Below are 18,083 nucleotides of genomic sequence, written 5' to 3'. Positions count from 1 at the left end.
AAATAAAATTAATTGGCATGCAGTTTGCAATATTTTCAACATAACTAAAAAACCTGAATTGGCAACAGGATTTTGAATATTGGTTAAAAATAATGAGGTGTGAAAATGAAAATAGGTGTCTTCTGTCCAATTGGAAATAACGGCTGGTTAATCTCTGAAAATGCACCACAGTACATGCCGACTTTCGAGTTAAACAAACAAATCGTGCAGCGTGCTGAACACTATGGTTTCGATTTCGCACTTTCCATGATCAAGCTGCGTGGCTTTGGTGGCAAGACCGAATTCTGGGAACATAACCTGGAAACTTTTACCCTGATGGCGGGTCTCGCAGCGGTGACCAGCAAAATTCAAATTTATGCAACGGCAGCCACTTTGGTCATGCCACCGGCAATTGTGGCACGTATGGCATCTACCATTGATTCTATTTCTAATGGCCGTTTCGGTCTGAATGTGGTGACCGGCTGGCAGCCACCTGAATACACCCAGATGGGCATGTGGCCAGGCAATGAGTATTTTGGCAAGCGCTATGAATATCTGTCTGAATATGTACAGATCCTGCGTGAGCTCTGGGCTACTGGTAAATCCGACTTTAAGGGCGAACATTTCCAGATGGAAGACTGCCGTGTCAGCCCACGTCCACAAGCGGATATGAAAATTATCTGTGCAGGTCAGTCTGATGCAGGTTTAGAGTTTTCTGCACAATATGCCGACTATAACTTCGTATTTGGTAAAGGCCTGAATACTCCAACAGCTTATGCAGAAATTAATAACCGCCTGAAAGAAAAAACGGACGTGACTGGCCGTGATGTACAGACTTATGTGCTGTTTATGGTGATTGCAGCCGAAACTGATGAAGAAGCTCAAGCCAAATGGCAGCACTATAACGATGGTGCCGACATGGAAGCGATTAACTGGCTGATGAATCAGGGCGGTAAAGATACCACTTCGGGCACAGATACCAATATCCGTCAAATGGCTTCTAGCGTATCTCCAGTCAATATCAATATGGGCACCTTGGTAGGCTCTTATGAAAATGTGGCACGAATGTTGGATGAAATTGGCGAGATCAAGGGTACTGAAGGCGTACTATTAACTTTTGATGATTTTATTCAAGGGGTTGAAGATTTTGGTCAAAAAATCCAGCCCCTGATGAAATGCCGTGAGCATATTGTCATTGAAGGTGCAGAACCAGTTTTGGAGAAAAGCGCATGAGTGAATCAGTGGTAACAGCCGGTTTTACTGAAAAACTCGGTACCGGAAAATCGCTTAAAGCTGAGCCTGAAGCAATCTGCCTTGCACCTGAACAGACTGCCCTGATTGTGATCGACATGCAGAATGCCTATACCTCGCAGGGTGGCTATCTGGATCTGGCTGGTTTTGATATCTCAAAAACCAAACCCGTGGTCGAAAATATAAAAAAAGCAGTCGATGCTGCGCATGCGGCCAGTATTCAGGTCATCTATTTTAAAAATGGCTGGGATGCAGAATATAAGGAAGCGGGTGGTACGGATTCTCCGAATTTCCATAAATCCAATGCCTTAAAGACTATGCGTAAACAGCCTGAATTACAGGGACAGTTATTGGCCAAAGGTAGTTGGGATTTTGAATTGATTGATGAATTAAAGCCATTGCCACAAGATCTGGTCATTGAAAAACCTCGCTATAGCGGTTTCTTTAATACTGCACTGGACAGCATGTTGCGTGTGCGTGGTATTCGCAATCTGGTGTTTGTGGGAATTGCCACCAATGTTTGTGTGGAATCGACCTTACGTGATGGTTTTTTTCTGGAATATTTTGGTGTGGCACTTGCAGATGCATGCCATCAGGCCGGGCCAGTCGAAGCCCATGAAGCCAGTCTGTATAACATCAAGACCTTCTTTGGCTGGGTATCCGATACCGCAAATTTTGTCGAAACCTTTCAAAAAGAAAGTGAATTACTTAAAGAAACTAAATTGGCTGAAAGTGCCTAAAAAATTAAAGATCAGGATTAAGGAAAAAACAGTATGCCTAAAGAAGTCATTATTCCAGCAGGAACGTCGAAACCACTAGCACCGTATGTGCCGGCAACCAAGGCCGATAATATTGTCTATGTGTCAGGCACATTGGCCTTTGATGAAAATAATAATGTGGTGCATGTCGGTGATGCAGCAGCACAGACCCGTCATATTCTGGAAATCATCAAGCGTGTCATTGAAGAAGCCGGTGGCAGCATGGATGACGTCACTTTCAATCATGTATTTGTCAAAGACTGGGCAGATTATGCAGCAATTAATACCGTTTATGCAGAGTATTTCCCTGGAGATAAACCGGCACGATATTGCGTACAGACAGGTTTGGTCAAACCTGATGCGCTAGTCGAAATTGCTTCGATTGCCCATGTATAAGCCAATCCACCTGATTCAATCTCATTACTAGATGCCCCAGGTCTGAAACTGAACATCGACTTGGGGTAGGGAGAACAGCATGAATGCCAAACTATCTAAAATCATCACAGAGACAGTTGCAGAAAATAAAGCATTAAATAAGGTTTTGGCGACTAACGCATCGGGTGACATCTTTACCCAGGTCGATCAGCAGATTTTCCGTCAGGGCATGTCTAATCTAGGTGCTGCAGTGAATGTCATTACCACGCAAGGCGATGCAGGAATGGCTGGATTTACCGCTTCGGCCGTATGTAGCGTGACGGATACACCACCAACGTTACTGGTGTGCCTGAACCGTTCTGCGTCAGTCTATGAAACCTTTAAAAAGAATCAGGTGTTGTGTGTGAATACCCTGGCATCACATCAACAAAATCTTTCCAATCTGTTTGGTGGAAAAACACCAATGGCAGAGCGTTTCAGTCAGGGGAACTGGAAAACGTTGGTGACCCAGTCGCCTGTACTTGAAGATGCCTTAGTCAGTTTTGACTGCGAGGTGGTCCAATGTTTATCCGTAGGCAGTCATGACGTGCTGTTCTGTGAGGTGAAAGCCATGTGCCAGAGTCAAGGCAATGCGCTGATGTACTTCAACCGTTCTTACTGTGAGCCACACAAAATGTGCTAATTCAATTCAATCCTAATCAAGGAGGGGAAGCCGATGCAAGAAAAAGAAACGTGGTTTCCAAAATTTAAGCCTTACCAAGGCAATCTCGATACCACACCCGTGCAAACAGATGAATATCTGCCTGCTGGAAAAAGTATTATTCTCGGGTTGCAGCATGTGTTTGCCATGTTTGGCGCAACCGTGCTGGCACCCTTATTAATGGGGTTTGATCCCAATCTCACGATTTTCATTACCGGGATTGGGACCATTTTATTTTTCCTGATCACGGGCGGTCGATTGCCTAGTTATCTGGGATCCAGCTTTGCCTTTATTGGTGCGGTCGTCGCAGTTACAGGTTATTCCGGAGTTGGTGCGAATCCTAATATCGGACTGGCGCTTGGCGGTACCATTGCTTGCGGTATTGTCTATGCCTTGATTGGTCTGCTGGTCATGAAAACCGGTACCGCATGGATTGAAAAGCTGATGCCACCCGTGGTCACGGGCGTCATCGTGATGATTATCGGTCTGAATCTGGCACCTGTCGCGATCAAAAGTGTCTCAGCCAACCAGTTTGATTCCTGGATGGCGTTGGTCACCATTATCTGTATCAGTGTGATTGCTGTCTTTACCCGTGGGATGGTACGCCGTCTGCTGCTGTTATTAGGCTTACTGTCTTCCTACCTGATTTATTTCCTTTTCACCAATGTAATGGGCTTCGGACCTGTGATTGATTTCAGCAAAGTCAGTGAAGCAGCATGGTTTGGTCTGCCAAATTTCCAGAGTCCAGTCTTTGAAATAAATGCCATGCTGATGATTGCACCGGTGGCCATTATTCTGGTCGCAGAAAATCTGGGACACTTTAAAGCGGTATCCGCAATGACCGGTAAAAATCTGTCGCCGTATATGGGACGCGGTTTCTTTGCAGATGGGGTTTGTACTTCATTATCGGCTTCTGTCGGCGGTACCGGGATGACCACTTATGCTGAAAATATCGGTGTGATGGCAGTGACCAAAGTGTACGCCACCACCGTGTTTATTTTTGCCGGGATCTTCGCTATTTTGCTGGGACTTTCACCTAAATTTGGTGCGGTGATCAGTACCATTCCAGTAGCTTTATTGGGTGGCGCATCGATTGTGGTCTTCGGGTTGATTACTGTGGCGGGTGCCAAAATCTGGGTGGATAACCATGTTGATTTTACCAAGAACAGTACCCTGATTATTGGTGCGGTGTGTCTGATTATGGGGACAGGTAATTATAGCTTGCAGATTGGTGGTTTCGATTTGGGTGGTATCGGTACTGCGACTTTGGCTGCGATTTTGTTGAACCTGTTCCTAAATCGTGGTGAAGATAAAGAATTGCCTGAACCTGCATCGACCGCAACAGAAGTTGAGGTTAAGCCAGTCGCTTAATATAAGGAGTATTTTTTGAGTCATACAGTTGCATTTTTAGGACTTGGGGCAATGGGCTGGCATATGGCCTCCCATTTGCCAAAACTCGGACATCCGGTTTGGGTCTGGAACCGGACTGAACAGAAAGCGCTAGATCATGCTCAATCTTTCAGGACTCAGGCAGTGGGTATTGAACAGGCGGTTCAGGCAGATTTTATTTTTTCTTGCTTGCCGACCAGTCAGGATGTAGAGAAGCTAATTGCTGCACATCCACCTAAACCGGGTGCAATCTGGATTGACTGTACCAGCGGTGTACCAGAATCGGCCCAAAAACTGGCAAATCGATTGGAGCAACAGGGAAGCTATTACCTGGATGCTCCGGTATCTGGTCAGACTGTTGGGGCAGAAAAAGGCACTTTAACCGTGATGGTGGGAGGAAGTGAATCTGCCTTTACGCAAGCCAAACCGGTCATTGCTGCTTTTGCTGGGTTGATTGAATATGTGGGAGAAAGTGGTTCCGGTTTTGCAGTGAAAGCCATTAACAATACTTTGATGGCTACGCATTTATGGGCGCTGGCTGAAGGCTTAACTGTACTGAAAGGGCAGGGAGTTGACTTAAGCAGTGCGTTGAACTGTATTAATCATTCCAGTGGTAAAAGCAGCATGTCAGAAAATATCATGGCACAGCGGGTTTTAAGCCGTGAGTTTCATAAAACCTTTGCGCTGGATTTATTGCAGAAAGATATTGGTATTGCTTTGGAACTAGTGCAACAGCAGCAACTGGATTTATCAGTGATGTCATTGGTGCAACAACAGTTTCAGCAGATTGCCAAGCCACAGGCCAGCCAACTGGATTTCTCCGCTGCGGTGCAACGCTTAGAACAACGTACTCAAATTGAATTAAGGGGTTAAAGTCTTTCTTATAAATTGCTATTCATAGAGAAACTATTAATTTTGAATTAAATCCATAACGACAGATTTTATTATTAAAAATATGAAAAGCCGAGAATTTAAAAATTCCCGGATTTTTATTTCAATTGTTTAAAATAGCCTAAGTTAATTTTAAATTTAACTGATATCTGAGCAATTTAAATAAATAAATTTCTTTTATAAATTAGAAAATGATTGTCCATTAATATTTAATGTTCCTTCTCCCTTAGGGGTGAGGAGCATGCTCCGCAAGAGGATGAGGGGTTTTTTATAAAGAACCTCTCCCTACCCCCTCTCCTCATAGGAGAGGGAATTTTCTTAATAATTTTTAATCATTAAGAATTATTAAGGAAAGAGCTTTAATACACTGATATTTAGGTCTCTTAATTCGCTTCATATTCCTGAATCACCTCAAGCGCCGCACGAAATGCTTCCTGAGTCGCCGGTGCACCGCAGTAAGGCAGACTATGCAGCAGCACTTCCTGAATTTCCTCAACCGTTGCGCCATTATTCAGCGCACCTCGCACATGGCCTTTCAGTTCAGTGGGACTTTTTTGCGCGGTTAGGAAGGCAATGGTAATTAAAGAACGATATTTACGTGGTAAAACACCTTCACGTTGCCAGGTCGAACCCCAGGCATGTTCATTAATCCAGTCCTGTAGAGGTTGGGTAAAAGGCACGGTATTTTCCTGAGCACGCTTCACAAAGCTTTCACCCATCACTTCAGTACGGACTTTCAAGCCATTTTCATAATCTTGTTGTGACATTGTCTACCCTCAATTTTCTTATAAGGCTAGCTTAGTACTTTCCATGCGAAATACCATCGTGCAATAGTCGTAAAAAAGTGGCTGAAAAGCCACTTGTGAAGCTTCCAGAGTAAAGTAATAAAATGACTTCACTCTGGAATTTATTACACCTTAAATTCAAGTTTTATTTAAGGTGATATTGAGTGTGAAGGATCAGTTTGCACTGAAGTATCCGTTCCTTTGGCATCTTCCTTGATGAGATACGGATTCTCAAGCTCTAATACTTCCTGCAAATGCAGATCAAATACATCGGTCAACATGCTGTCATAACGACGCGCATTGTAGTGCAGCAATTTTTCTGCTTCCTCATCATTAATAAAACCATGTAGCTGTGCATCTGCCACATGCTCTGCAAAGCTTAAACCCTTGAACTGGTCTTTATTTTCTGCTTTTTTAAAGCGATCCCACACCTGTTCAATGTCCAGCAACATGGTGAAAGTAGATTCCATACGACCAGTGACATCATTTTCATTGATATTATGGTAGACATGTTTTTTGAGTGCCTGCCGGAAAGCATTGTCTTCCATCATGCTATTTGCAACTTGCTGTTTGAGCTGGTCTGATGGTTTCTGTACTGGACGGCCAAATGGGAAACATAATAGTTTGACCATGCTTGCTGCTGTACCTACCGGGAAGTTGGCAAACAGATCAAAAAATGCTTCTTGCGCCGTATACAGAGATTTTTCTATCGCAAGCTGTGCATGCAAACGCTCATCTTCAGTCTTTTTGCTATGCTCAAAATATTTCAGAATTGAGGAAGCAATAAACAGATGTGCATGAATATCGGCTAGACGTCCAGACAACATTTCCTTACGCTTGATATCACCCGCGAGTAATCCTAGACACATATCCGCAGTTAAAGCAAAGTTGGCACTCAGCCGGTTAATGATCTTGTAATAAGGACGGGTAAAGTCAACAGCACTTTGCGGCGCAGCATTGGAGCCACCTGTAAAGGCATAGGCAAAGGAGCGAGCAGTCCGGTTAAAGGTGTAACCCAAATGCTTAAACAGCAAGTTATCAAAAGGATTTAGAGCCGCTGCCGGATCTTCTGCTTGTAAGAGCTGTAATTCTTCATAAAGATAAGGATGGCAACGCATTGAACCCTGTCCAAAAATCATCAGGGAACGACTAAGAATATTGGCGCCTTCAACCGTAATGGAGACTGGAATTGCCTGATAATAAGGCGCCAGAAAGTTACGCGGGCCCATCTGAATGGCGCGGCCACCGACCACATCCATACCGTGATTGACCACTTTACGCATGCCTTCTGTCGCATAATATTTGGCAATCGCTGTCATTACGGCAGGCTTGCCGCCCTGATTCAGACCACAGGTGACCAGATAACGGAAAGCCTCCAGCATATAGGTATCACTGGCGATTTCACTGGTGGCTTCCTGAACACCCTCAAACTTACCAACTGAAATTTTAAATTGTTGACGGATTCGGGAAAAAGCCCCGACATTTAAATAAGTCATTTCTGCCGCAGAAGTAGACAGTGCCGGTAGGGAAATGCCACGACCCACAGCCAGACATTCCATCAGCATGCGCCAGCCCTTACCGGCATTTTTTACGCCACCAATAATCCAGTCCAGAGGAATAAATACATCTTTACCTTCAACTGTACCATTCATGAATGGTGGGCCGGGATTATGACGAGGACCTACTTGCACCCCTTCGTGACTGGCAGGCAGCAGGGCACAGGTAATACCATATTCAGTCTGTTCGCCCAAAAGATGATCCGGGTCATACATTTTAAAGGCCAGACCCACCACTGTCGCAATTGGTGCCAAAGTAATCCAGCGTTTGGAAAAATTCATTCTCAGACCGAGTACTTCCTGACCTTCAAACTGGCCATAGCAGACTACACCGGTATCAGGAATCGCACCAGCATCGGAACCGGCCTCCGGACTGGTCAAACCGAAACAGGGAATTTCTTCGCCTCGCGCCAGACCCGGCAGATAACGGTCTTTCTGTTCTTCGGTACCATAATGCAGTAACAGCTCGCCTGGTCCGAGTGAGTTCGGTACCATACAACTCACGGCTGTGGTCAGAGATCGCGAAGCAATCTTGCTCATCACCCGACTTTGGGCAAAGGAGCTAAAGGCACGACCGCCGTATTCTTTGGGAATAATCAGGCCCAAGAAGCCATGCTCCTTGATATATTGCCAGACATGATCAGGCAGCGCTTTCTGCTCATGGATTTCCCATTCATCCAGCATGCTGCACAAGGTCTCAACCTCATTGTCCAGAAAAGCCTGTTCTTCTAGCGATAATTTGGGATAGGGATAACTGTTAAAGGTTTCCCAGTTCGGTGCACCCATAAACAGTTCTTTTTCCCACCAGCTGGTTCCGGAGTCCAGTGCTTCACGTTCTGTCGGGCTGATACTCGGCATGGCATTGGCCAGTGCTTTATAGGCCGGTTTAGAAATGAACGACATACGTAAAGGGTCGATCATCACCACAAGGCTAATCAGGATCAGCGGAATGCCGAGAATAAGTGACCATGGGCTAATAAAGGCACAGACTACTGACATGACAATTAGTGCAATTGCACCCACGCTACGGGAGAGCTGAAAATAGAAAACCGCCCATAAACTAAGTAATAGCAGTAGTACAGCAAATATAAATAGCATTGTTATAGTTCTCCAGATTTATACAACGCTGCCTGTACCGAGATCTCATAGAATTTTTGTCACAGTTCATTCATTTTTTTTTGTCGCTTGAGGATCGGACAGGTTCAGCATTGCACGTGTGAGAATGATCGTTTTCAAGTCTTGCAACGATATTTTTAAATCTTTCATCTATTTTTGAGATTGTTTGAAAAATGCTCAGTCTTCAAGTGAGAACGCGCAAAGAAATGTGAAGATAAGTAATGACTTAATCTTATCTAAAATAAAAAATGGCGTTTAACGCTGAGTAGAATTTCAATTATGGATATTAAAAAGCCCTCTACTTGAGAGGGCTTTTATTTCATTTATTTAAACAGGATTAAGCTTCAATGGCCTGAACTGCAATTTTTTTGGCAGGGTCAACTTTACGGCGCACTGCTGGAACTGGTTCGCCGTAGTATTGGCGGTCGGCAAAGTAGCTTGAACGAACCATTGGTGCTGCCCAGATATTGCGGAAGCCCAGTTTTTGGCCATGTTCGGTATAACGCTCGAATTCTTCAGGTGTTACAAAGCGGTCAATCGCTGCATGTTCTTTTGAAGGCTGCAAATACTGACCAATCGTCACATAATCTACGCCATGCGCATGCAGATCATCAAGCAGGGCCAGCACTTCTTCTTCAGTTTCACCAATACCGACCATCAGACCACATTTGGTTGGTACGTCCGGGCAGTATTCTTTAAACATTTTCAGCAGGTTTAAAGAGTGCTGATAGTCAGAACCTGGACGCATGGCTTTATATAAACGCGGTACAGTTTCGATATTGTGGTTAAACACATCTGGTGGGCATTCAGTCATGATGCGCAGCGCGATATCCATACGACCACGGAAATCTGGCACCAGAATTTCCAGCAGGGTATTCGGGCTTAGAGCACGCGCTTCTTTAATACAATCTACAAAATGCTGTGCACCGCCATCCAGTAAATCATCACGGTCTACCGAAGTGATCACTGCATATTTCAAACCCAGATTGGCAATAGTTTCTGCCATATGACGCGGTTCATCTGCATCGAGTGCATTTGGACGGCCATGAGCCACATCACAGAACGGACAACGACGGGTACAGATATCACCCATAATCATGAAAGTCGCAGTACCGCCACCAAAACATTCAGGCAGGTTTGGACAGGCGGCTTCTTCGCACACCGTATGTAATTTTTGCTGACGTAGTGTGGTTTTAATACGTTGAACTTCTTCAGGTGCCGCCATTTTCACCCGGATCCAGTCCGGCTTACGTGGCGTTTCAACCGTAGGAACAACTTTTACAGGAATGCGGGCAACTTTTTCCGCACCGCGAAGTTTGACGCCCTGTTCAGGTTTACGGTTTTCAGACATATTCAACTTTTCCACTGTTTTTGAAGGGGGAGATACTCAAAGATAGCGCAGTTATTATAACGAACTTCGTTCTAAATAGGGCAAAAAGGGGTATTCATTTAAAAAATGTTCTTATCAAGCAATATATGTGAGTTAAATACACCAAATCAACAGGATTTACGTCATAATAAGAGTGTAGATTAAAGTGAATTTTTTAATTTTGAGGAGCGTTGAATGCCACGTAAAAAAGAGGTCGTTAGTGGGACTTTCGTTAAATATGATGCGGTAGTTCTAGGTTCGGGCCCTGCGGGCGAAGGCGCGGCAATGAAACTTGCCAAATCTGGTAAGCGTGTTGCAATCGTTGAGATGCGTGAACAGCTGGGTGGTAACTGTACCCATGTCGGTACGATTCCAAGTAAAGCATTGCGTCAAACAGTATCCAGTATTATCCGTTATCAACGTGATCCACTGTTTCAGAAAGTTGGGGACTGGAAGCAGTTCACCATGAAGCAAGTGTTGCGTCACGCACATAAAGTTATTCAACAACAAGTAGATACACATTCACGTTTCTACGACCGCAATAAAATTGATATTTATCATGGTCGTGCTTACATTCAGGATCAAAATACCATTTTTGTATTTAACCCAGATGGCATTAAAGAAACGCTGATGTTTAAGCAACTGGTCATTGCCAGCGGCTCGCGTCCATATCGTCCAGACATTCTTGATTTTAATCATCCGCGTGTATTTGATTCAGACAAAATTCTGGATCTGGACTATTCCATCCAGAAAATCATTATTTATGGCGCAGGTGTAATCGGTTGTGAATATGCCTCGATCTTTATTGGTCTGGGACATAAAGTTGACCTGATCAACACCCAACACAAACTTTTAAGCTATCTGGATGATGAAATCTCTGATGCGCTGTCTTATCACTTGCGTGAACAGGGTGTGCTGATTCGTCATAATGAACAGATCGACTTTTTAGAAACATTTGACGACCATGTGGTGATGCACACGCAAAGCGGCAAGAAAATTAAAGCCGACGCGATTTTGTGGTGTAATGGCCGTTCAGGCAATACCGATGGTCTAGGCCTTGAAAATGTCGGCCTGAAACCGAACAGCCGTGGTCAATTGACTGTGAATGATCAATATCAGACTGAAGTAGAAAATATCTACGCTGCCGGTGATGTAATCGGTTGGCCTTCACTAGCCTCTGCTGCCTATGACCAAGGTCGTTGCGCGGGTGCCAATATGAGCGGCGAGAAAGACGTTGCGCCGGTGACTGATATTCCAACCGGGATTTACACCATTCCTGAGATTTCTTCGATTGGTAAGACTGAACAGCAGCTGACTGAAGAAAAGATTCCGTATGAAGTCGGTCAGGCATCATTCCGTCATTTGGCACGTGCACAGATTACCGGAGATACTATGGGCGAATTAAAGATTCTGTTCCATCGTGAAACACTGGAAGTTTTGGGTGTACATTGCTTCGGTAATAATGCCTCTGAAATTATCCATATTGGTCAGGCAGTCATGAACAGCCCGAACAATACCATCAAGTACTTCGTAGAAACCACGTTTAACTATCCGACTATGGCTGAAGCGTATCGTGTAGCCACACTGAATGGTATGAACCGTTTATTCTAAGTGAGATATTTGACTTAGACAGAAAAACCGCAAGTCTTCACTTGCGGTTTTTTTATTGGAAGTGATTAAGTCAGTCAAGTTGATCAAATCGAATTTTTAAGCCGCCATTTTTCGGCATTCTTCAGCACAGCGGCGGCATGCTTCGGCACATTGCTGACAATGTTCATCTTCATGATGACCACATTCTTCTACACAGTAGTCACAGGCTTTCGCACAAAGTTCACATATTTCATGCATGAATGGAGATTGCTTTTGTTCCATACGGGCACACAACTGACAGATATCTGCACAGTCCAGACAGCGCTGGATACACTCCCGCATCATCTCCAGATCTTCTTCTTTAAGACAGGCACTGGCACAGTTGGCACAGGCCAGGGAACAGTTCATACAGGTTTGAACACAATCTGAAAATTGAAGCTGATTCATTGTCGTTTCCTCTTTCCATAGGTTTGTTGCTGATTTTCTAATAAGCTAAGCAGAAAAAGGAAAATACACTAGGTAGATTAGGTGAGGAAAAGTAAACAGCTACTTTGTTTTGTTAGAGATCTACTGGATCATGAGCGATAGTTGGAATTAATTTTTTTTATTTGAAAATAAAAAACCATTGAGGCGGTCAAAGTCTCAATGGTGGAAGATCGACATGATGAATCGTAATTTTTGAAGGGTTAAACTAGCTCTACCTTTCTCGTTATTCTCGTTTTTATTATTAAAACGGACGGCTACCCGCCAGACTGATGCGTTTCAATAAACGGCGCTGATCTGCCGGGAATGGACGGCGTGAGTGTAAGGTCACCTGATTATCCCAGAACACGATATCGCCAATTTCCCAGTGATGTTCATAAGCGAATTCAGGTTTCGAAATATGCTCACGTAATTTGGCGATCAGTTGACTGCCAGCCTGATCATCATAATTGACCAGCTCGACTTCGGTATGGGTGTTTAGCCAAAGCGCTTTACGGCCGGATTCAGGATGAGTGCGCACCAGTGGATGTGGATAAGCATGGCTTAAAATCGGTTGATCTTTAAAACGATACAATGGGCTTGAACCATAACCTTGATCATCAGTCTGATCTCTGGTTTTTTGACGGCGCACGAAAGGGTTGTAAGTAATCAGTTGCAGCTGATCGATCTCTACCTTGGTTGCTTCATCGAGTGCATCATAGGCTTTAATGGTGTTGATCCAGCTGGTCTGTCCGCCGTCCTGAGGCAGTTCAATGGCATACAGAAGGGAACCAAAAGAAGGTAGGGGCGTCCATTGATGATCGGCATGTGGAGTCAGTTCACCATGCCCGGTGTAATCTCCCTGACCAACAGCATTGGAAACCGGCACGACATCGGGTGGAACACCGCTATCGGACTGCGCAGCCAGTACCGGTGTATCTGCACCGGGACGGAAAATGGAACCGAAATAAGTTGAAAACGCCAGATACTGTAAATCATCCAGACTTTGCTGCTTAAAGATCAAAATCAGATGCTCGGCCAGAGCCTGTTTTAACTTTAAAATGGTTTTGGATGATTGGACTTTACGGGCATCCAAGCCATAGACCACTGCACCTAAGGCCTGACCGGTTTGCGGTACAATCTTGATTTCATCCGGATGTTGAAATTGATCTTGCTGATGCCAGCGTGGAGCATCATGAATCGCTTGTGAAAGTTGGGTTAAGCTGGTCATTATCAAGTCTCAGAATTTTCTTATTGATCAAAATCTAAGAAAATTCCAGACTGAAATAAAATCAAAAGAAATGATAAGTTTATGAATAATCTGTTATTTTTACTATTCAGTTGATTTTGAAACATTTAACTTATTGTGCGATGGATTGCGCATTTTCTGCTGAGGATATTTCGACAGTTTAGTGTGCGCAGAAAGCCTGATTAAAATATTCAAACAGCTGAGGGGTTTGTAACCACAGGCCAATCGACAAAGCCAGTAAAAGCAGGATTGCCACCACAATCGAGAGTTTGAGTTTCAGTAGAGAATCAGTCATGGACGATTTGCTCCTCATTGACCCAGAAATGCACCAGTACGCCAAAAATGCTGAGGACAATTGATAGCATCCACACCGCATTATAATTGCCGCTCAAATCATGGTTGACTCCACCGAGCCAGCCACCGAAAAACGAGCCAACCTGATGGGTAAAGAACACAATGCCACTGAGCATGGTCAGATATTTCACCCCGAACATATTCGCCACAATACCATTAGTCAGCGGAACGGTTGATAACCAGAGTAGTCCCATAATGACACCAAAGGTATAGACTGTCCATGTGCTGAGAGGCAGCATGAGAAAAGCAATAATCGCAATTCCACGCAGGGCATATAATCCCATTAACAGATGCGGTTTGGAATATTTGCCACCGAGCCAGCCGGCGGTATAGGTACCTACCACATTAAACAGACCCACTAAGGCTAAGAAAATCGTACCGGTTGTGGCATTAAAACCATGATCAATCAGATAGCCCGGAAGGTGGATGCCAATAAAAACGACCTGAAAACCACAAACAAAAAAGCCCATGGCCAGAAACCAAAAGGGTTTATGATTTTTCACCACCACCAGAATCTGTTTAAAACTGAGTGAGACTTTAGTGGGGGTAGCGGCCGCGTTGGGATTAACATATATCGGTGCTTTCAGCATCCAGGCCAATGGCACAATCAATGCAATTAAAATGGCACTGACCACCAGCGCCGCTGACCAGCCGACATTCTGTAATAGCAACAGGGTTGAAGGCAGCATGATAAACTGACCAAAAGATCCAGCCGCACTAGCAATTCCCATCGCCAAACTGCGCTTTTCTGGTGGGGCAGCACGTCCAACTGCAGACAATAACACCGGAAATGACGTAGCTGACAGGGCGAGACCCAGAATCAGGCCGACACTCAGATTAAGCAATAATCCGGTCGAGCTAACTGCCATCAAGAGTAGACCGATTGCATATAAGGCGCCGCCTACAGCTACCACAATCTTGCTGCCATATTTATCGGCAAATGCCCCGGTAATCGGCTGAACTGCACCCCAGATCAGGTTTTGCATGGCAATAGCCAGGCTAAAAACATTATGACCCCAACCGAATTCTTCGCTCATCGGTACCAGATACAGGCCAAAGGCATGACGTACACCCAGTGACAGTGCCAAAATGATGGCGGAGCCAATCAGCATAAAAATAAGAGCTTTGGAAAATTGACTGTCAGCCATACGTCATTCATGCCTATAAATTTGATATGTATAGTATTCGATTCAAGCAATAGAGGCGATTAAATAAATATTGATCAAAAGATAAATTTTTTTTATTAATATATTAAGCCTAAAAAAACGGCCGAAGCCGTTTTAATTAAAAATCGGATATTGAGCTTAGAAACGCATCCCGATCCCGGCATAGGCCAGAATTGGATTCACTTCGATATCGGCTTTAGAGCGAATCAGCTCACCTAAACTTGCATCTGTCACCGTAATTGTCGTGTCATTTTTCAGATGTGCATAAGAGACTGAACCGACTGCAAACCAAGTGTCATTAAAGTCATAGCTAAAGCCGACCGTGGCCACAGGCGCGAAAGCATCAGAGGCTTCAAGATTTACTTTTGGATCGGCTTCACTTAGCTTACCTTCAAGGGAAGCACCAGCATTGCCTTGTTTAATATTGGCAATCATATGTCCTGCAGCAATCAGGTCCTGCTCGGTACGTGAGTTAATTTCCAGTTCATTGAAATAGGCATACATCACACCTAAGCCGACATAAGGCCGGAATTTATTCACTCCGGTTTTACCAAAGTGATACTGGAATTCAAAGGCAGGTGTCCAGGCGCGGGCAGAGGCAGCCGGACCATAGGCTTCCAGATCAGTAATCTCGATATCTTTCTTCAGTATAATATCGATAGGAAGTTCAATATTGCCCAGAGTAGGGGTTGCTGTTCCCGAGAACGGTGCATAGATTTTACCTTTACCTTGCAGATCAACCTTGGGTGGAATGCCGGCTTTCATTTCAAAAGAAATATTATCGGTAAAATAGTAATTGGTCATAATGCCTAAAGTGGTGACATCATCCGCTGTCAGACCGGTACCTGGATTATCCCATTCAGACAGACCATTGATTTGAGTGGTTCCACTGATATTCGCTGGTAATGTACCTCCAGTGAAGAAACCAATCCCTTCTAATAATCCTTTCACTGTTCTCTGATCGACAGAAGGATCAAGATTATTGACGACCGTATCAACATTGATAGCGCCGTTTCTATAACTTTTACCGTTTTCGACAGCAGTATTCACTTTAAATGGTTGGGCCTTGCCTTGCGGCATCACATGCAATGCACCGACTGATACCGAAAAGCGCTTAAAGCCATCTCCATCTTGCAAGCTAAAATAAGGGGAATCTGCATGCGCGACCATAGGTAAAGTGGCTAGGCCTGCCATACATGCCAGCAATGTTTTCATTGATTTGGAACTCCATGTCCAGTTTGTTTATTCGTTTTTCTAGTTAACTAATTATGTGAATTGCCTTAAAAAAATCAGTTATAGAACAATAGATCAAAAGTTAAGCGAGGGTTGAGATTGGTAACTTCTGTATATTTTTTGTTGATATCTCTTGAGTTTTGAGAAATGCATAGTGTGTAAAAATCATTATTTTTACCTGACTAGCTTAAGTATAAAAGTGAAGAAAATTTACTCTTGAGAGCGTTAAAATTTCAATCCTATGAATTTTTATCATGGAAGATATAGAGAAGAGTTTAGGTAAATTTTAGGCTGCATTGATTCAAGCATTTACCATCACGGGATCATTTTTTATTTTTCAAAAACAAAAGCATATGAATTTATCCAAGATCCTGCTACCCAGTCGACTGAGTTTTTTTGTACAATAGCTGCATATATTATTGAGTGAATCACATGAGCACCCAAACTCCTCCCAAAAGAAAGCCCCTGGTTAATTTACCTTTCCCGATCAAACAGGCAGAGCAAAATGCTGCAGAAGAAGTTCTGGAAGATTTAAGACCAAGACCACAGCGTTATGCTGACCGTACCTGGATGCCACCACGTGGCACTCGCCGTTCAATGGGCAAACGCTAATTGATCAGACTCAAAAAGCTATGATAAATCATGGCTTTTTTTATGGAATTTTTTAGGGAGTTAGTGATCAATATTTGATTTAATTTTCGAACAAAAAGAAATTAAAACTCAGATTTATCCAAATTCTTTTCAATTTTATTCTTAATAAAGCAAACGAAATATTTAAGCTCTCTAAATGCCGACCAAAATAAAATCCACATCTGGTTGATTTCATATTCGACATTTTAGCCGCCCAGAAAAAAAAGCCAATTCAAACATTGGCTTTTTTTGAAAGATATTTTGATAGCACTAACGAATGCTTTTACGCGCTTTATTTTCCGGCTTCGGTGGCGCGATTTCTCTCTCGCCTTGCCAGACATCGATAAAATCTTTCTCGTTAATATTATAAAGTTCCAGTAGCGCTAAAATCACGCCTCCAAACAGCATGGCACCTTCTGAATGGCTTTGAAAATCGACCAGCTTGGTATTCAGATTGTGCAGGATATCTTCAATTTCAAAGACACGTTCCCGTCCATTGCTGTCGGTCGGATAGATCTGGGTATTTAAAATAATTCTCGCCAGACTTTTTTCATTTTCGGTCAAAGGTAGTTTTTCAATCAATTCATCGCTGGCTGGAGTTAAAATGACCGAATCGCGGAATATGGTATGTAAAAAATTTGCGCTTAATTTTGGCAGCGGCTTTTCGACAAAAGGACGGAAAGATTGCGGGAAAATGACATTGCGTGAGATGCCTTTAAACATCGGTGCAATTTCCTCGACTTTATAACCTGCAATCCCACAGCCTAAGGAAGTAATAAAATATTTATTTTTAGGATGATTTTTGGTGTAAATCTTAAAGTCATCAATATAGTGTTGAATTTGTGAGAGCGGCATTTGTTGCAAATGCTCGTTCATGGTGGGAATAGCATAGCTCTGACCCGCCCAGCCACGACCCACGCCCATGACTGCACCAAAATGCTCAAGTGCCGTTCTGGCTGCTCCACCACCGTGTTGTCCAGCCAAGTTGCTGCCAAAAACAAAAACCGTATTTTCCGGAAGGGATTTAACAATACTTTCATCGTGATAGTGGTAAGTCATAATTGTCGATTCTAGGCCATCCTGATCTTCATGTTGCCTTTGAAATGAATAGGGGTCAAGGCAAAATTGTGCCGGACTAGCCAAACAGATAGAGTATTTCACCCATAAGCCAAAACAGGATACCGAGTACGTCCAAATAAAGCTGCTGGCTGAAAATGATTAGTTTTTTCT

General features: G+C 43.7%; 17 protein-coding genes. 8 read left to right on the top strand and 9 right to left on the bottom strand.

The window, feature by feature from the left end; translation table 11 throughout:
• Positions 1-105 precede the first annotated feature (105 nt).
• From rutA to F894_RS06840, 6 genes are all read left to right on the top strand, one after another.
• Positions 106-1,212, top strand: a complete 1,107-nt coding sequence (gene rutA, locus F894_RS06865; RefSeq protein ID WP_005246843.1) for a pyrimidine utilization protein A — start codon at positions 106-108, stop codon at positions 1,210-1,212.
• Positions 1,209-1,970: a pyrimidine utilization protein B gene (rutB, locus tag F894_RS06860; RefSeq protein ID WP_005246842.1), complete on the top strand. Its 762-nt coding sequence runs from the start codon at positions 1,209-1,211 to the stop codon at positions 1,968-1,970. Before rutA ends, rutB begins: the two co-directional genes overlap by 4 nt.
• A 33-nt stretch (positions 1,971-2,003) precedes the next feature.
• The gene (gene rutC, locus F894_RS06855; RefSeq protein ID WP_005246841.1) at positions 2,004-2,384 is read left to right on the top strand and encodes a pyrimidine utilization protein C; all 381 of its coding nucleotides are present in this window, start codon (positions 2,004-2,006) and stop codon (positions 2,382-2,384) included.
• 145 nt (positions 2,385-2,529) lie between these two features.
• Positions 2,530-3,045 (top strand): NADH-dependent FMN reductase RutF, encoded by a 516-nt coding sequence (gene rutF / locus F894_RS06850; RefSeq protein WP_406935373.1) that lies wholly within the window; start codon positions 2,530-2,532, stop codon positions 3,043-3,045.
• A 33-nt stretch (positions 3,046-3,078) separates the two neighbouring features.
• Positions 3,079-4,434, top strand: coding sequence for a pyrimidine utilization transport protein G (rutG, locus tag F894_RS06845; RefSeq protein WP_005246839.1), 1,356 nt, complete (start codon positions 3,079-3,081; stop codon positions 4,432-4,434).
• Positions 4,435-4,485: 51 nt separating this feature from the next.
• Positions 4,486-5,325, top strand: coding sequence for an NAD(P)-dependent oxidoreductase (locus F894_RS06840; protein WP_005246837.1), 840 nt, complete (start codon positions 4,486-4,488; stop codon positions 5,323-5,325).
• A 401-nt stretch (positions 5,326-5,726) separates the two neighbouring features.
• Here F894_RS06840 and F894_RS06835 read toward each other — a convergent pair whose 3' ends face one another.
• The 3 genes from F894_RS06835 to lipA form a co-directional block, all read right to left on the bottom strand.
• Complete coding sequence (locus F894_RS06835) at positions 5,727-6,110, bottom strand: carboxymuconolactone decarboxylase family protein (protein ID WP_005246836.1); 384 nt, start codon at positions 6,108-6,110, stop codon at positions 5,727-5,729.
• 167 nt (positions 6,111-6,277) lie between these two features.
• Positions 6,278-8,782, bottom strand: a complete 2,505-nt coding sequence (locus F894_RS06830) for an acyl-CoA dehydrogenase (RefSeq protein WP_005246835.1) — start codon at positions 8,780-8,782, stop codon at positions 6,278-6,280.
• Positions 8,783-9,137: 355 nt separating this feature from the next.
• The gene (gene lipA / locus F894_RS06825) at positions 9,138-10,151 is read right to left on the bottom strand and encodes a lipoyl synthase (protein ID WP_005246834.1); all 1,014 of its coding nucleotides are present in this window, start codon (positions 10,149-10,151) and stop codon (positions 9,138-9,140) included.
• 213 nt (positions 10,152-10,364) lie between these two features.
• Between lipA and sthA the strand changes: the two genes are divergently transcribed.
• A complete protein-coding gene (sthA, locus tag F894_RS06820; RefSeq protein WP_004646501.1) occupies positions 10,365-11,780 on the top strand; it encodes a Si-specific NAD(P)(+) transhydrogenase in 1,416 nt (471 codons plus the stop codon).
• A 96-nt stretch (positions 11,781-11,876) separates the two neighbouring features.
• On the opposite strand, the gene F894_RS06815 is transcribed toward sthA, so the two are convergent.
• From F894_RS06815 to F894_RS06795, 5 genes are all read right to left on the bottom strand, one after another.
• Positions 11,877-12,206 carry a four-helix bundle copper-binding protein gene (locus F894_RS06815; RefSeq protein ID WP_004279668.1) on the bottom strand — a complete coding sequence of 110 codons (330 nt, stop codon included), beginning with the start codon at positions 12,204-12,206 and terminating at the stop codon, positions 11,877-11,879.
• 280 nt (positions 12,207-12,486) lie between these two features.
• Positions 12,487-13,452 (bottom strand): TauD/TfdA dioxygenase family protein, encoded by a 966-nt coding sequence (locus F894_RS06810; RefSeq protein WP_005246833.1) that lies wholly within the window; start codon positions 13,450-13,452, stop codon positions 12,487-12,489.
• A gap of 178 nt (positions 13,453-13,630) precedes the next feature.
• Entirely contained in the window at positions 13,631-13,765 is a 135-nt protein-coding gene (locus F894_RS15360) for a hypothetical protein (protein WP_004646503.1), read from the bottom strand.
• Complete coding sequence (locus F894_RS06800; protein ID WP_005246832.1) at positions 13,758-14,972, bottom strand: MFS transporter; 1,215 nt, start codon at positions 14,970-14,972, stop codon at positions 13,758-13,760. The genes F894_RS15360 and F894_RS06800 overlap by 8 nt, the downstream gene beginning before the upstream one ends.
• A 156-nt stretch (positions 14,973-15,128) precedes the next feature.
• Complete coding sequence (locus tag F894_RS06795; protein WP_005246831.1) at positions 15,129-16,205, bottom strand: OmpW/AlkL family protein; 1,077 nt, start codon at positions 16,203-16,205, stop codon at positions 15,129-15,131.
• Between the two features lie 450 nt (positions 16,206-16,655).
• On the opposite strand from F894_RS06795, the gene F894_RS06790 reads away from it, so the two are divergent.
• Positions 16,656-16,835: a hypothetical protein gene (locus tag F894_RS06790; RefSeq protein ID WP_005246830.1), complete on the top strand. Its 180-nt coding sequence runs from the start codon at positions 16,656-16,658 to the stop codon at positions 16,833-16,835.
• A gap of 288 nt (positions 16,836-17,123) precedes the next feature.
• Here F894_RS06790 and F894_RS06785 read toward each other — a convergent pair whose 3' ends face one another.
• Complete coding sequence (locus tag F894_RS06785; protein ID WP_005246829.1) at positions 17,124-17,912, bottom strand: A1S_2505 family phage non-structural protein; 789 nt, start codon at positions 17,910-17,912, stop codon at positions 17,124-17,126.
• Positions 17,913-18,083 lie beyond the last annotated feature (171 nt).

It is taken from the genome of Acinetobacter sp. CIP 51.11 (genome assembly GCF_000369665.1).
In the GTDB taxonomy this organism is placed as follows: Bacteria; Pseudomonadota; Gammaproteobacteria; order Pseudomonadales; family Moraxellaceae; genus Acinetobacter; species Acinetobacter lwoffii_S.
The sequence above is the reverse complement of the archived record's forward strand: the minus strand, read 5'-3'. Positions and strand labels throughout refer to the sequence as shown.

Bases quoted from the DNA above. Each gene is read 5' to 3' on its own strand.
- rutB (WP_005246842.1), top strand. From the start codon at position 1,209: ATGAGTGAATCAGTGGTAACAGCCGGTTTTACTGAAAAACTCGGTACC.
- F894_RS06800 (WP_005246832.1), bottom strand. From the start codon at position 14,972: ATGGCTGACAGTCAATTTTCCAAAGCTCTTATTTTTATGCTGATTGGC.
- rutG (WP_005246839.1), top strand. From the start codon at position 3,079: ATGCAAGAAAAAGAAACGTGGTTTCCAAAATTTAAGCCTTACCAAGGC.
- F894_RS06810 (WP_005246833.1), bottom strand. From the start codon at position 13,452: ATGACCAGCTTAACCCAACTTTCACAAGCGATTCATGATGCTCCACGC.
- F894_RS06840 (WP_005246837.1), top strand. From the start codon at position 4,486: ATGGGCTGGCATATGGCCTCCCATTTGCCAAAACTCGGACATCCGGTT.
- rutC (WP_005246841.1), top strand. From the start codon at position 2,004: ATGCCTAAAGAAGTCATTATTCCAGCAGGAACGTCGAAACCACTAGCA.
- F894_RS15360 (WP_004646503.1), bottom strand. From the start codon at position 13,765: ATGACTGATTCTCTACTGAAACTCAAACTCTCGATTGTGGTGGCAATC.
- sthA (WP_004646501.1), top strand. From the start codon at position 10,365: ATGCCACGTAAAAAAGAGGTCGTTAGTGGGACTTTCGTTAAATATGAT.
- F894_RS06795 (WP_005246831.1), bottom strand. From the start codon at position 16,205: ATGAAAACATTGCTGGCATGTATGGCAGGCCTAGCCACTTTACCTATG.
- lipA (WP_005246834.1), bottom strand. From the start codon at position 10,151: ATGTCTGAAAACCGTAAACCTGAACAGGGCGTCAAACTTCGCGGTGCG.
- F894_RS06790 (WP_005246830.1), top strand. From the start codon at position 16,656: ATGAGCACCCAAACTCCTCCCAAAAGAAAGCCCCTGGTTAATTTACCT.
- F894_RS06815 (WP_004279668.1), bottom strand. From the start codon at position 12,206: ATGAATCAGCTTCAATTTTCAGATTGTGTTCAAACCTGTATGAACTGT.
- F894_RS06785 (WP_005246829.1), bottom strand. From the start codon at position 17,912: ATGACTTACCACTATCACGATGAAAGTATTGTTAAATCCCTTCCGGAA.
- F894_RS06835 (WP_005246836.1), bottom strand. From the start codon at position 6,110: ATGTCACAACAAGATTATGAAAATGGCTTGAAAGTCCGTACTGAAGTG.
- rutA (WP_005246843.1), top strand. From the start codon at position 106: ATGAAAATAGGTGTCTTCTGTCCAATTGGAAATAACGGCTGGTTAATC.
- F894_RS06830 (WP_005246835.1), bottom strand. From the start codon at position 8,782: ATGCTATTTATATTTGCTGTACTACTGCTATTACTTAGTTTATGGGCG.